This is a genomic window from Agromyces cucurbitae, from assembly GCF_058349945.1.
This window is the reverse complement of the sequence record NZ_JBYRES010000005.1, coordinates 85,800-100,015: the sequence shown is the minus strand read 5'-3', so window position 1 is coordinate 100,015 and position 14,216 is coordinate 85,800. Positions and strand designations below refer to the sequence as shown.

Here is a 14,216-nt window from a genome sequence, read left to right as displayed (position 1 = left end):
TTTCTGCTCTTGCTGAAACCCTACACATCGGGGGCGCGCGAGCCGCTCGCGTTCACTGTCGGCGGAACCCGTTAACGTTGCCGACATGCAGGTCACCCGAACGGCTCCCGAGCTCGTCCGACGGCTCGGCGAGGGCGGGCACGCGGCGGTGTTCGGCGCCCCCGGCAGCGGCAAGACGACGCTCGCGATCGAGCTCGTCGCCGACCGGGTCGAGCGCGAGGGCGGCACGGCCGACGAGGTGCTCGTGGTCTCCGCGACCCGCACGGCGGCGACCGCGCTGCGCGACGCGCTCGCGGTGCGGCTCGGCATCACGACCCGCGGCCCGCTCGCGAGGACGGCGAACTCGATCGCGTTCGAGCTCGTGCGCGCCTACACCGGGCGCGCGGTGACCCTCCTCACGGGTGCCGAGCACGACCACATCATCGGCGAGCTGCTCGAGGGCGGCGTGCGCGACGGCTTCGGCCCCGACTGGCCCGAGCCGCTCTCCGCCGAGGTGCGGGCCCTGCGGGGGTTCCGCACCGAGCTCCGCGACCTCATGATGCGCGCCGTCGAGCACGGCGTCGACGCCGAGACGCTCGCGCGGCTCGGCGAGCGCTGCGAGCGACCCGAGTGGGTCGCCGCAGCCGCGTTCCTCGCGGAGTACGACGAGGTGAAGGCGCAGGTGCGCCCCACGCAGTACGACTCGGCCGAGCTCGCCGCGTTCGCCGCCGCGATCGTGCGGCGCAGCACCGTCGACGTCGAGGCCGCCGAAGCGCTCGGCCGCCTGGCGGCGCTGCGGCTCGTCGTCGTCGACGACGCGCAGGAGGCGACCGAGGCCACGGCGGCGCTCCTCGGCGCGTTCGCGGCCCGGGGCGTGCAGGTCGTCGCGATCGGCGACCCCGACGTCGCGAGCAACGGGTTCCGCGGCGGGCGGCCCGAGCTGCTGGGCGCGCTCTCGGGGGTGCTCGACGGTGCCGCCGTCGAACGCCACGCGCTGCCCGTCGTGCATCGCGGCGGGGCCGAGCTGCGGGCCGTCGTGCAGTCGGTGACGGGGCACATCGGCACCGCGCTCGGCGGAGCGCACCGTGCGGCGCCCGTCGTGCTGCAGGAGGACGCGGCGGGCGCATCCGTCCCCGCGCACGGGCGGCCCGACCTCGTGCCCGTGATCGGGCTCGAGGCGCCGTCGCACGCGGCCGAGTGCCGGGCGGTGTCCGCACTGCTGCGCGAGCGGCACCTGCTCGACGGGGTGCCGTGGTCGAAGATGGCCGTCGTGCTGCGGTCGGGCGGCGACGTGCCCGCCTTCGAGCGCGGACTCGCGCTCGCCGACGTGCCGACCGCGGGCGGTGCGGCCCGCACGGCCCTGCGCGATGCGCCGGCGGCGGCGGCGCTGCTGTCGGCGGCCTCGCTCGTGCTCGATCGCGAGCCGCTCACCGCCGACCTCGCCGTCGCCCTGCTGACCGGGCCGATCGGTCGCCTCGACGCGGTCGGGCTCCGCCGGCTGCGGCTCGCGCTCCGCCACGAGGAGCTCGCGAACGGCGGCGACCGCACCGGTGACGAGCTGCTCGTCGAGGCGCTCTCCGCGCCGGGCGGCTTCGACTCGATCGATGCGGCCCCCGCCCGTCGCGCCGCCCGGCTCGCGAGGCTGCTCGCGGCCGCGAGGGCCGAGGCCGCGCGCGGGCGCACCATCGAAGAGCTGCTCTGGTCGGTGTGGGAGGCGAGCGCGCTCGCCGCCGAGTGGGGGGCCCAGGCGCGGGGCACGGGTGTGCTCGCCGACGAGGCGAACCGGTCGCTCGACGCGGCCGTGGCGCTGTTCGCCGCGGCGCAGCGCTTCGTCGAGCGCGAGCCCGAGGCCCCAGCGGTGCGGTTCGTCGACGAGGTGCTCGCGAGCGAGCTGCCCGAGGACTCGCTCGCCCCGCAGCGGTCCGCAGAATCGGTCGTCGTGACGACGCCGCCCGCACTCATCGGCCGATCGTTCGACGTGGTCGTCGTCGCCGGGCTCCAAGACGGCGTGTGGCCGAACCTGCGGCCGCGCGGCACGCTGCTGCACGCCGGGCTGCTCGCACGCACCGCGGCGGCGCTGCGGTCGGGCCAGCCGCTGCCGTCGGTCGAGACCGTCGCCGAGGCCCGCACGTCGGTGCGCAGCGACGAGCTGCGCCTGTTCGCGCTGGCGGCATCGCGCGCCGAGCGGCAGCTCGTGCTCAGCTGCACCGCGAACGACGACGAGCAGCCCTCGATGCTCATGGGCTACGCCACCGACCGGGTGCGCGCCCCGCGGGCCCGTCCGCTGCACCTGCGCGGACTCGTCGGGGCACTGCGCCGCGAGGCCGTCGCGTCGCCCTCGGGCGAGGCCCCCGCCGCGCTCGCCCTGCTCGCCGAGGCCGGCGTCCCCGGTGCGCACCCCGACGACTGGTACGGGCTCGCCGAGCCGTCGACGTCGGCGCCGCTCGTCGACCTCGACGGCGACCCCGAGGCCGTCGTCGCCGTCTCGCCGTCGCAGATCGACCGCGTCGAGGAGTCGCCCCTCGGCTGGTTCATCGACCACGTGGCATCTCCGCCGTCCGGAATCGCCGCCTCGATCGGCACGATCGTGCACGCCGTCGTCGAAGAGGCGGGCGCTCGCCCCGACGGCGAAACGGGTGTCGAGACCCTGTGGGCGGGCGTCTCGGCGCGGCTCGACGAGCTCCGCTTCGAGGCGGGCTGGGTCGCCGAGCGCGAACGCCGGGGCGCGCGCAAGATGACCGAGGGCGCCGCCGACTACCTCGCGCACTTCGCCGATGACGGCAAGGTGCTGCTCGAGGCCGAAGGCCGGTTCACCCTCGAGGTCGACCGGGTGCGCATCACGGGCACGATCGACCGGGTCGAGGTGTCGCCCGACGGCACGACGGTCATCGTCGACCTGAAGACGGGCCGCACGCCGCCGACCGCCGCGCAGACCGCCGCGCACCCCCAGCTCGCCGCGTACCAACTCGCAGCCAGGTCGGGGGCGGTGCCCGGCGGCGGCGTGCTCGGCGGCGCGAAGCTCGTCTACGTGGCGAAGCCCGCGTACGGTCGCGGGTACACCGAACGGGCGCAGCAGCCGTTCGACGACGAGGCCGAGGCGGGCTTCCGCGAGCGGCTCGCCGACGTCGCGCGCACGATGGCGGCGGCCGGCTTCGACGGCCCGGCCGAGCTCGGCTTCGGGTCGAGGTTCGGTGCCTGGCAGTACCGGGTGCACCTGATCCCGGCGGTGTCGGCGTGAGCGGCGAGTCCTCGGCGGGCGGCGCGCTCAGTGCGCTCGAGATCGCGTCGCGGCTCGGGCTGCACGCACCGACGCCCGAGCAGCGTGCGGTCATCGAGGCCGACCCCACGGGGCAGAGCCTCGTCGTCGCCGGCGCAGGCAGCGGCAAGACCGAGACCATGGCGAACCGCGTCGTCTGGCTGCTCGCCAACGGCCACGTGCAGGTGCCCGAGGTCCTCGGCCTCACGTTCACCCGCAAGGCGGCCGGCGAGCTCGCCGAGCGCGTGCGCGACCGGGTCGCACAGCTCGTCGACGAGGGCATCGCCGAGGTCGAACTCGATCCGCTCGAGTCCGCCGCCGTCGGCACCTACAACGCGTTCGCGAGCGCGATCTACCGCGAGCACGCGATGCTCATCGGCCGCGAACCCGACGCCTCGGTGCTCGGCGAGGCCGCCGCGTGGCAGCTGGCGCGGTCGGTGGCGCAGGCGTCGGCCGATCCGCGACTCGTCGAGCTCGACGCCTCGCTCGACCGGGTGACCGGCGCCGTGCTCGGCCTGAGCCGGGCGCTCGCCGAGAACGTGGCCGACAGCCGCGACGTCCGGGTCATGGTGCGCGACTTCCTGCAGATGGAAGGTCTGCCGATCGAGGCGCCGCGCAAGCGCACCGACTTCGCGTCGTTCGTCGACGCGCTCGGCGTCGTCGGGGCGCTCCCGCCGCTGCTCGAGCTCGCCGACGCCTACGCCGTGGCCAAGCAGCAGCGCGGGTTCGTGGAGTTCTCCGACCAGGTCTCGCTCGCGCTCGCGATCTGCGAACGGCACCCCGAGGTGGCCTCGGCGCACCGCGAGCGCTACCGCACCGTGCTGCTCGACGAGTACCAGGACACGAGCGTCGTGCAGACCCGGCTGCTCTCGGCGCTCTTCGCCGATCACCCGGTCATGGCCGTCGGCGACCCCGACCAGTCGATCTACGGCTGGCGCGGTGCGAGTGCCGCGAACCTCGCGCGGTTCGGCCGCGACTTCGCCCGCAGCGGGTCCGCCGCCGTCTACGACCTCTCCACGAGCTGGCGCAACCCGCGCATCGTGCTCGACGCCGCGAATGTGCTCATCGCCCCGCTCGACGCCGGGATCCCGAAGGCGCCGCTCGCCGCCTCGCCCTTCGCCGGCCCCGGCCGGCTCGAGGTCGCGTGGGCCGAGACCATCGATGCCGAGGCCGCGCGGGTCGCCGAGTGGTTCTCGGCCAGGCTCGGTCGAACCGGTGAGCGGCCGAGCGGAGCGCTGCTCTGCCGCACCTTCGCGAACGCCGACGTCTTCACCGAGGCGCTCCGTGCGCGCGGTGTGCCGGTGCACGTGCTCGGCATGGCCGGGCTCCTCGACCAGCCGGTCATCGCCGACCTCGTGTGCGTGCTGCGCGTGCTGCACGATCCGTCGGCCGGGTCCGAGCTCGTGCGCGTGCTCGGCGGTGCGCGGTGGAACATCGGCGCCGCCGACCTCGACGCCCTGCGGGGGCTCGCCAAGTGGCTCGCCGACCGCGACCTCGCCATGCGGCGACTCGACGACGACGTGCGCCGCGGGCTCCGCTCGTCGATCGCCGTCGACGAGTCGCCGTCGATCGTCGACGCGCTCGACTTCACGCTCACGGCGCCCGACGAGCACTCGGCGCTGCGCGCATTCAGCGCGGTCGGGCTCGCACGCATGCGACGCGCGGGTGCGCAACTGCAGGCGCTGCGGCGGCGCGCGGGCCTCGGGCTCATCGACTTCGTGAGCCTCGTGCAGCAGGAGCTCCTGCTCGACGTCGAGGTCGCGGCCAACGCGGCGCAGCCGCTCGGCGCACCGAGTCTCGAGGCCTTCGACGAGCTGCTCATCGGCTTCGTCGAGATGGCTGAGCATGCGACGCTCGGGGCGTTCCTCGCCTGGCTGACCGAGGCCGAGCAGCGCGACCGGCTCTCACCGCGGCAGGACGAGCCCGAGCCCGGCGCCGTCCAGGTGCTGTCCATCCACGGATCGAAGGGCCTCGAGTGGGACCTCGTGGCGATCCCGCGCATGGTCGACGCCGAGGTCCCGTCGAAGCCGCGCTCCACGAAGGGGTGGCTGTCGTTCGGCGAGCTGCCCGACGAGTTCAAGGGCGACCACGACGAGCTGCCCGAACTGCAGTGGCGCGGCGTGCAGAGCCAGGCGGAGTTCGACGAAGCGGTCACCGCGTTCGCCGCCGAGAACCGCGAGCGCCACGCCGAAGAGGAGCGCCGCCTCGCCTACGTCGCCGTGACCCGGGCGAAGTCCGAACTGCTGCTCACGGGGTCGTGGTGGTCGACGCAGAAGACGCCGCGCCATCCGAGCCCGTTCCTGCGCGAGCTCGCCGTCGCCGGCGTGATTCCGGCCGACGCGCTGCCGGCCGCTCCCGCCGACGACGAGAATCCTCGTACCGGCACGGCCGAACGCCTCCGCTGGCCGCTCGACGGGCTCGCCCATCGGCGCGCCTCCGTCGAGGCCGCCGCCGACTCCGTGCGGCTCGCTGCGACACGTCCGAGCGGGCAGGGCATCGGGCCGCGCCTGGCCGACGAGCTCCGGCTGCTGCTCGAAGAGCGCCGGCGCCGGCACGAACCCGAGGCGGCACCCGACATCCCCGTGCGAGTGCCCGCATCGCGGTTCAAGGACTACGTCGACGATCCGCTCGCCGTGGCCGCCGCACTGCGGCGGCCGATGCCGCAGCGACCGTTCCGCGCGACCCGTATCGGCACCCTGTTCCACGAGTGGGTCGAGCGGCGGTCGACCGAAGAGGCAGACGGCTTCGTCGCGTCCGGGTTCGACGAGCTCGACGCACTGCTCCTCGAACTCGACGACGACCCGTCGGGCTCCGAGCTCGTCGAGGTCGCGCAGACCGGGGCGGGCACCGATCGGCTCCGCGCGCTGCAGGCGCGATTCGCGGCGTCCGAATGGGGCGACCGCAGGCCCGCCGCCGTCGAGCTCGAGCTCCACCTGCCGCTCGGCGAGCACGTCTTCGTCTGCAAGCTCGACGCCGTCTACGACGTCGATCCTGCGTCGGAGCTCGGCAGCCGCGGCATCGCGGTGCAGGTCGTCGACTGGAAGACGGGCAAGGCCCCGCGCGACGCGCGCGACCTCGAGCTCAAGCAGACCCAGCTCGCGCTGTACCGGCTCGCCTACGCGAAATGGGCGGGCATCGATCCGTCGACGGTCGACGCCGTCTTCTACTTCGTCGAGGACGACCGGGTGATCCGGCCCGACGCGATCTACGACGAGGCCGCGTTGCGACGCGCCTGGGCCTCGGCGTCGTCGCCCGAGGCCGCACGCGCCTGAGCGGCACCGTCGGCGGAGTCGTCGTCATCGGCGGCCGACCCGTCGCCCGCCGCGCTCGCGGAGGCGCCGCCGGGCGCGGCATCGCCCCAGTCGCTGAGGTCGAGCGGAATCGGCGCGGTGGCGTCCATCGGCGCGTCGTCCGACGCTCGCAGGGCGGAGAAGTCGTAGCTGTCGGTCAGCATCTGCCCGCCGCGATCGGCCGGCAGCCGGTCGTGCGGAGTCTCGTCGAGCATGCGCTCCACGTCGCCCACCGCGAGGATCGGACCCGTCTCGGGCGAGAGCGGCTCGCTCGAGCGGTCGTGCACGCTTTCGACGAGGCCGTCGAGCAGGCCGATGGCGTCGTCGACGACGGCCTGGTCGCGCTCGTCGACCCCGTGCAGCAGCCAGCGGGCGAGCTCGAGCTCGCCGTAGAGCAGGGCGCGCTGGGGCAGATGCGCATCGGCGCCGCCCTGCCGGGCCGCGATGTAGGCGCCGAGCGCGCGCTCGGCCGCGGCGCCGCGAGACGTGAGCAGCCAGTGCAGATCCCGGGCGGGGTCGCCCTCGGCGAGCCCCGACCAGCCGAGCACACCGGTGACCGTCTCGCCGTCGTTGAGGATGACGTCGGCGGCGAGGCCGCCGTGCACCACGGTGGGGCGGAAGCGCCACAGCGTGTCGTCGTCGGTCGCCTCCTCCCATCGCCGGAGCAGCGCCGCCGGGAGGTGCCCGGTGTCGGACGCACGACCGACGAGCGCGACGACCGACTCGCGTGCGGCATCGGCGGTCTGCCGGGGGAGGCCGGCCTCGCCGATGAATCCGGTGGGGAGCGTGTGGACGGCCGCGATCGCGAGCCCGACCGATTCGGCCAGGCGATCGTGCGAGGTGAGTTCGTCGGCGGTCGAGACGCCGCCCTCGATGAAGTCGGTGACGACCGCGCGGGTGCCGTCGATGGGCGCCTGGCCCACGAAGGTCGGCACCGAGAACGGCAGCAGGCTTCGGATGCCGGGGGTGAGGGCGCGCAGTGCGACGAGGTCGGCCGACTGCTCCGATTCGGCGGACTGGGATCGCGGGACGCGGATGATCAGGTGGCGGCCGTCGGTGGTGCGGAACTCGACGGCGTCGAACGCCCCGTGGGCGCGCCGGGTGTGCGCGCGAGCGGCGTTGACCTCGAGTCCGGGCACCGCCGCCGTGGCCAACGCGGCTAGAGTGAGAGGAGGTCTGGCCATGGCATTCAGCTTAAGCAGGCATCATCGGGCGAGGGGCGACCGCCACACCTTCCCGGCGACTCCGCAAGCGCGGCGAAGACTTCCGCAACCGCAGTGAGAGGGGCGCAGTGACCGAGCTCGACCCGCTGCCGCCGTTCGCGCGGGCCGTGATCGATCGCGATGCCGAGCGCCGCACGGCACCCGGGCTGTTCGACGACTTCGACGCCGACCCCGTCTCCCGGGTGCTGTTCGTGCACGGCGATCGCGTGCTGCTCGCCGAGCGGATCGACGGCTCGGCGCCCGCGCTCGAGCTGCGGCACCCGGCCGATGCGCCCGCGGCCGACCTGCGCATCTACCTCGGTCGCACGAACGGTCGAGCGACCCCCGCGTTCGCGTACGAGGCGCGCATCCTCGACGATGAGACCGCCGACGCGCTCGAGCCCGAGGCCGCTCGCTGGCAGGGCCTGCGCGACGTCGCCGCAGCCGTCGACGCGCTCGACGCCGGGCTCTTCGTCGAGGCGCTCGCGCTCGCCCATTGGCATGCCGCGCACGGGTTCTGCCCGCGCTGCGGCGCCACGACCTCACCCGGCCAGGGCGGTTGGGTCCGCCGCTGCGATCGCGACGACTCGCTGCTCTTCCCGCGCACCGATCCCGCCGTGATCATGCTCGTGACCGATGACGACGACCGGCTCCTGCTGGGCTCGAACGCGCTCTGGGAGCAGCGGCGCTTCTCGCTGCTCGCCGGATTCGTCGAGCCCGGCGAGTCGCTCGAGGAGGCCGTCGTCCGCGAGATCGCCGAGGAGGCCGGCCTCGCGGTCGACCGCGTGGAGTACCGCGCCTCGCAGCCGTGGCCGTTCCCCGCGAGCCTCATGCTCGGCTTCGCCGCCCGCGTCGCCCCCGGGGCCGACCCCGCGACTGCGACGCCCGACGGCGAAGAGATCCTCGAACTGCGCTGGTTCACGCGCGACGAGCTCGCCGAGGCGTGGGGCGGAGTGCTCCTGCCCGGGTCGACGTCGATCGCGCGATGGTTGATCGAGCAGTGGTACGGCGGCCCCGTCGCACCCGCCGACCCGGCGTCGACGGTGAGCGGACGCCCGGCATCGACGGCGCGCCCGGCGTCCGACGAACGCCCGCCGTCGTCCGAGCGCGCTCCGCTGATCGCCGACCGGTCGGGCACGTGACCGATCCGGGCGCCGTCGTCACGGGCGACCCGCTGCTCGACGGCCTCGACGACGAGCAGCGCATCGTGGCCGAGGCCCTGCACGGGCCGGTCTGCGTGCTCGCGGGAGCGGGCACCGGCAAGACGCGGGCGATCACCCATCGCATCGCATACGGGGTCGCCTCGGGCTCGTACGACCCGGCGCGCGTCATGGCGCTCACCTTCACCGCCCGGGCCGCCGCCGAACTCCGGGGCCGCCTCGCGACCCTCGGCGCCGGCGCGGTGCGGGCCCGCACCTTCCACGCCGCCGCACTCGCGCAGCTCAACCACTTCTGGCCGATCGTCGTGGGCGGTCCCGCCCCGCGCGTGCTCGAGTACAAGGGCCGCGCGCTCGGCCAGGCGGCGGAGCGGGCGAAGCTCAAGGTCGACACCCCGACGCTCCGCGACGTCGCGGCCGAGATCGAGTGGCGCAAGGTGGGCCTCGCCGGTGCCGACGCCCACCGGGCGAGGCTCGAGCGACGCGGCGCGCCGGGGCGCCTCACGATCGAGCAGTTCGTCGAGCTCGTCGAGGCGTACGAGCAGGTGAAGGACGAGCGCCGCATGATCGACTTCGAGGACGTGCTGCTCGCGACCGCGGGAATGATCGAGTCCGAGGCATCCGTGGCCATGCAGGTTCGCGAGAGCTACCGCCACTTCATCGTCGACGAGTACCAGGACGTCTCGCCGGCGCAGCAGCACCTGCTCGAGCTCTGGCTCGGCGACCGCGCCGAGCTGTGCGTCGTCGGCGACGCGAGCCAGACGATCTACTCGTTCGCGGGCGCGAGCAGCGAATTCCTGCTCGGGTTCGAGCGTCGCTACGACGACGCGACGATCGTGCGGCTCGAGCGCAACTACCGGTCGACGCCGCCGATCGTCGACACCGCGAACCGGCTCATGCGCGGTCGTGAGGGCGCGTTGCGGCTCGAGGCGGTCACCGGTCAGGGGGCGGATGCCGCAGAACCGGCGGTCGTCGAGTACGCGAACGACCTCGCCGAGGCGCGCGGTGTGGCGACCCGGATCCGCGATCGCGTCGACGCCGGTGTCGCACCCGACCGCATCGCCGTGCTCATGCGCGTCAACTCGCAGTCGGCGATCCTCGAGCACGCGCTCGACGAGGTCGGCGTCGGCTCGCGCGTGCGCGGCGCCGCCCGGTTCTTCGACCAGCCCGAGGTGCGCGAGGCGGTGCACGCGCTGCGCGCGGCCGCGCTCACGATCACCGGCGAGCCCCTGTTCAAGTCGGTGAGCGACGTGCTGCGGTCGCTCGGCTGGAGCGTGCAGGCGCCCGACGGGCCGGGCGCCGTGCGCGCGCGCTGGGAGTCGCTCAACGCGATCGCCCGTCTCGTCGACGACGCGCCCGACGGCACGACGTTCCGGCAGTTCGCCGACGATCTCCGCGCGCGCGCCGAGGCCCAGCACGAGCCCGCGCTCGCCGTGGTGACGCTCGCGACGCTGCACTCGGCCAAGGGCCTCGAATGGGACGAGGTGTTCGTCGTCGGACTCAACGAGGGCATGCTGCCGATCGCGTACGCGAAGGGGTTCGACGCCATCGACGAGGAGCGCCGCCTGCTCTACGTCGGCATCACGCGGGCACGGCGGCGCCTCCAGCTGAGCTGGGCCCGGCAGGCCGACGCCCAGCGAGGGGAGCGGGAACCGTCGCGATTCCTGCAGGAGCTCGGCATCCGCACTCGGGGTGCATCCGGTACCGCGTCGGCGACGCATCGGTCGCACCAGGCCTGAAGCTCGTCGCGACGAGCGACCCGGCACTCGACCGGAGCCGGTCGTCGACGGCCCCGGCGGCCGCCACGGCGGCGTCGAACAGGGCGCGGATGCCTCCTGGCCGAAGCGGCGCCGGCGCATCGGCGAGCTGCGCGGCGATCACGGGCCAGGCCGGGTCGCGGTCGCGCCGGTCGAGGTCGAGGCACCGCAGGCACGGCCCGCGTCCGGGTTCGACGAGCGGTCCGACCCGCCACCCCGCTTCGTCGTCGACCACCGCGAGATGCGGCACGTCGGCGCGCAGCCAGCGCAGGTGCCGCGACGGGGAGACGACCCAGTGCGACACGATGAGCGCGAGGGCGGGCACGGCTCGGTCAGGCGTGGCGGCGGAGTCGAATTCGGCCGGGCTCGCCGTCGCGTGACCGAGTTGCGCGAGGAGTTCGGACGCGCGTCGTGCGAAGGGTGCCGGCGCATCGACGATCACGAGCGAGGGCGTCCGCGGAACCGCAGGAACCGCAGGAACCCCGGGACGCCCGGACGCCGAGCCCCGTGGACGAGACGCGGCGACGCGCGGTTCGGGCGGATCGGGCGGATCGGGCGGATCCATCGCGCCGTCGGCGTGCTCCGCATCGAACGCGGGGGCGAGCAGGCGGAGCACCCGGTCGACCTGCTCGGGGGAACCGCCGAGTCCGGCGCCGATCGTGTGCACCGTCGAGAGGTTCGCGCCGTGCCGCAGGAGGCTGATGAGCCCGGTCTCGAGCTGACCGGGGTCGTCGACGATCACGCGCGGCGTCTCGCCGCCGAGCTGCAGTGCTGCGGGCGATCGCCAGACGAGCGGAAGAGCCGGATCGATTCGCGGAGCCATGCCGAGAGCATGCCCCAGCGGCCGTGCGCGCGCGGGAATCCTTCCACAGGTCGCAAGGCCCGAGACCACGGGCCGGTGAGCGAGGCCCGATGCGCCCTACGACTCGGGCGTCTCGCCGTCTTCGCCGGGGCCGGCCGGCGTTTCGCCGCGCAAGAGCTGCTCGAGCGCCTGGTCGAACTCGTCGTCGGCCTCGTTCTCGGCGGCGTCGGCTCCCGTCAGGCGGGCGATCAGCCCGCTCGGGTCGTCGAGGTCGTCGGCGGTCGGCAGCAGGTCGGGATGCGCCCACAGCGCGTCGCGCGCCTCGACGCCGACGGCGTCGGTCACGGCGCGCCACATCGCGGTCGCCTCGCGCAGGCGGCGCGGCCGGAGCTCGAGCCCGACGAGCGTGGCGAACGCCGACTCCGCGGGGCCGCCCGAGGCTCGCCGGCGGCGGATCGTCTCGGCGATCGCGTCGGTGCGGGGGAGCCGGCCGGTCGCATCGGCGGTCACCGCGTCGACCCAGCCCTCGACGAGGGCGAGCATCGTCTCGAGCCGGCCGAGCGCGGCCTGCTGGGCCTCGCTCTTCGGCCGGATCAGCGCACCCGACGAGACGGCCTGGCGGAGCTCGTCGGTGTTCGACGGGTCGAAGCCCTCGGCGAGCTGCTCGAGCCGCTCGGTGTCGATGTCGATGCCCTTGGCGAACGCCGTGATCGCGGTGATGAAGTGCAGCCGCAGCCAGCGCGCGTGCCGGAAGAGCCGGGCGTGCGCGAGCTCGCGCACGGCGAGGTAGAGCTCGACCTGGTCGGCGGGGATGTCGAGCCCGTCGCCGAACTCGGCGGCGTTCTGCGGCAGGATCGCCGCGCGGGAGTCCTCGAGCAGCGGCAGGCCGACGTCGCCGCCCGAGACCACCTCGGTCGAGAGCTGCCCGACGACCTGCCCGAGCTGCATCGCGAAGAGCGTGCCGCCGATGCCGCGCAGCATCCGGCTCGCGTTCTCGATCATGCCGCGCATCTCTTCCGGCGCCTGCTCGAGCATGACGCGCGTGAGGGCGTCGGAGATGGAGAGGGCGACCGGCTCGGCGAGCTGGGTCCAGATGGGCATCGTGGCGGCGACCCACGCGCGGCGGGTCAGGAGCTCGGGGGTCTGCGGCAGGGAGGAGAAGTCGACCGCCTCGTCGAGCCAGAGCGAGGCGACCTGGAACGCCTGGTCGAAACGGGCCCGCTCGGCGTCGGAGATCTGCTGCTGGCCGGCGGCCGCCCGCTCCTCGCCCTGGCGGGTCGCGATCGACCAGTCGATGCCGTCGCCCGAACGGTTCATCGCCTGCTGCAGCTGCCCGAAGAGCGCCGCGACGCTCGCCGGGTCGTCGGGCAGGCCGGCCGCGCCGGCGAGCTTCGACGGGTCGATGCCGCCCGCGCCCGAGAGCAGCTCGCGCAGCATCTCGCGGAACTCGTCCTCCGGGCTCCGGTCGCCGGGTTCACCCTGCTGATCGGCCACGTGCGCCACCTCCACGTCTCGTCGTCTCCACCGTAACGCGGGGATCCCGGGTGATGACCGGGAAATGGCCTAGGCTGGCTCTTCGGGTGTCCGCCCGTCGCGAACAGCACCGGCGCGGCCGCCCCGGAACCCCCGATACCTCATCGCGATCGGCGCGAAAGGATGCCCGATGGCCCTCTTCTCCGACGACTCCTCGGCGCATCACCCGCACGAGAGGTCGCTGCGCGAGCGCGTCGGCTGGGGCGCCGTCGCGGTGGCGATCGTGATCGGACTCGTGTTCGCGGTCATGCCGTCGCCGTACGTGATCGAGGCACCCGGACCGGTGTACGACACGCTCGGCACGGCGGAGAACGGCGACGGCGACGAGGTGCCGCTCATCCACATCCCCGACGAGCAGACGTTTCCGACCGACGGCGAGCTGAACCTGCTCACCGTCTCGGTGTTCGGCAAGCCGGGCAGCACGCCGACCTGGATCGAGGTCATGGCGGCCTGGTTCGATCGCACCCGTTCGGTCGTGCCCGTCGAGGCGATCTTCCCGCCCGGGGTCTCGAACTCCGACCGGGACGCCCAGAACGCGGCCGCGATGGTCGACTCCCAGCAGGACGCGATCGCCGCGGCCCTCGTCGAGCTCGGATACGAGTTCCCGCGCGACGTGACCGTCGTGTCGCTGCTCGACGGGTCGCCCGCCGCGGGCGTCATCGAGCCCGACGACGTCATCGTCTCGCTCGACGGCACCCCGGTGAACTCGATCGGCGAGCTGCAGCAGGCGGTCGGCGAGCACGGCACGGATGCTCCGGCCGAGATCGTGATCGAACGCGACGGCGAGCGCCAGACGGTCGAGGTGACCCCGGTCGACAACGGCGGCACGCCGGTGCTCGGCGTCGGCGTCCGCATGCACTACGAGTTCCCGGTCGACGTCGAGCTGCAGCTCGACAACGTCGGCGGCCCGAGCGCCGGAATGATGTTCGCGCTCGGCATCGTCGACGAGCTCACGCCGGGCGCGATGACGGGCGGCGAGATCGTCGCGGGCACCGGCACGATCGATTCGGCGGGCGTGGTCGGACCGATCGGCGGCATCCGACAGAAGCTCTGGGGGGCCGAGGGCGCAGGCGCCGACTGGTTCCTCGCGCCCGAGGCGAACTGCGACGAGGTGGTCGGACATGTCCCCGACGGCATGAACGTGTTCGCCGTGTCGACGCTCGACCAGGCCCGCACGATCGTCGAGGACCTCGCCGACGGCGAGATCGCCGGCGACTACCCGTCGTGCGACGCCTCCTGA

General features: G+C 74.1%; 7 protein-coding genes. 5 read left to right on the top strand and 2 right to left on the bottom strand.

What is annotated here, in order from left to right; translation table 11 throughout:
* Window positions 1-85: 85 nt before the first annotated feature.
* Window positions 86-3,217 (top strand): PD-(D/E)XK nuclease family protein, encoded by a 3,132-nt coding sequence (locus tag AC3RJ6_RS17630; RefSeq protein WP_491428432.1) that lies wholly within the window; start codon window positions 86-88, stop codon window positions 3,215-3,217.
* The gene (locus AC3RJ6_RS17625; RefSeq protein WP_491428431.1) at window positions 3,214-6,507 is read left to right on the top strand and encodes an ATP-dependent helicase; all 3,294 of its coding nucleotides are present in this window, start codon (window positions 3,214-3,216) and stop codon (window positions 6,505-6,507) included. The genes AC3RJ6_RS17630 and AC3RJ6_RS17625 overlap by 4 nt, the downstream gene beginning before the upstream one ends.
* On the opposite strand, the gene AC3RJ6_RS17620 is transcribed toward AC3RJ6_RS17625, so the two are convergent.
* Window positions 6,441-7,709, bottom strand: coding sequence for a phosphotransferase (locus AC3RJ6_RS17620; protein ID WP_491428430.1), 1,269 nt, complete (start codon window positions 7,707-7,709; stop codon window positions 6,441-6,443). The two genes, AC3RJ6_RS17625 and AC3RJ6_RS17620, sit on opposite strands and share 67 nt — an antisense overlap.
* A gap of 107 nt (window positions 7,710-7,816) precedes the next feature.
* On the opposite strand from AC3RJ6_RS17620, the gene nudC reads away from it, so the two are divergent.
* Both nudC and AC3RJ6_RS17610 read left to right on the top strand, forming a co-directional pair.
* Window positions 7,817-8,869 carry an NAD(+) diphosphatase gene (gene nudC / locus AC3RJ6_RS17615; RefSeq protein ID WP_491428429.1) on the top strand — a complete coding sequence of 351 codons (1,053 nt, stop codon included), beginning with the start codon at window positions 7,817-7,819 and terminating at the stop codon, window positions 8,867-8,869.
* Window positions 8,866-10,623, top strand: coding sequence for an ATP-dependent helicase (locus tag AC3RJ6_RS17610; RefSeq protein WP_491428428.1), 1,758 nt, complete (start codon window positions 8,866-8,868; stop codon window positions 10,621-10,623). Before nudC ends, AC3RJ6_RS17610 begins: the two co-directional genes overlap by 4 nt.
* Before the next feature lie 937 nt (window positions 10,624-11,560).
* Here AC3RJ6_RS17610 and AC3RJ6_RS17605 read toward each other — a convergent pair.
* Window positions 11,561-12,937, bottom strand: coding sequence for a zinc-dependent metalloprotease (locus AC3RJ6_RS17605; protein ID WP_491428427.1), 1,377 nt, complete (start codon window positions 12,935-12,937; stop codon window positions 11,561-11,563).
* Between the two features lie 169 nt (window positions 12,938-13,106).
* Here AC3RJ6_RS17605 and AC3RJ6_RS17600 point away from each other — a divergent pair, with 169 nt between their 5' ends.
* Window positions 13,107-14,216 carry a YlbL family protein gene (locus tag AC3RJ6_RS17600; protein WP_491428426.1) on the top strand — a complete coding sequence of 370 codons (1,110 nt, stop codon included), beginning with the start codon at window positions 13,107-13,109 and terminating at the stop codon, window positions 14,214-14,216.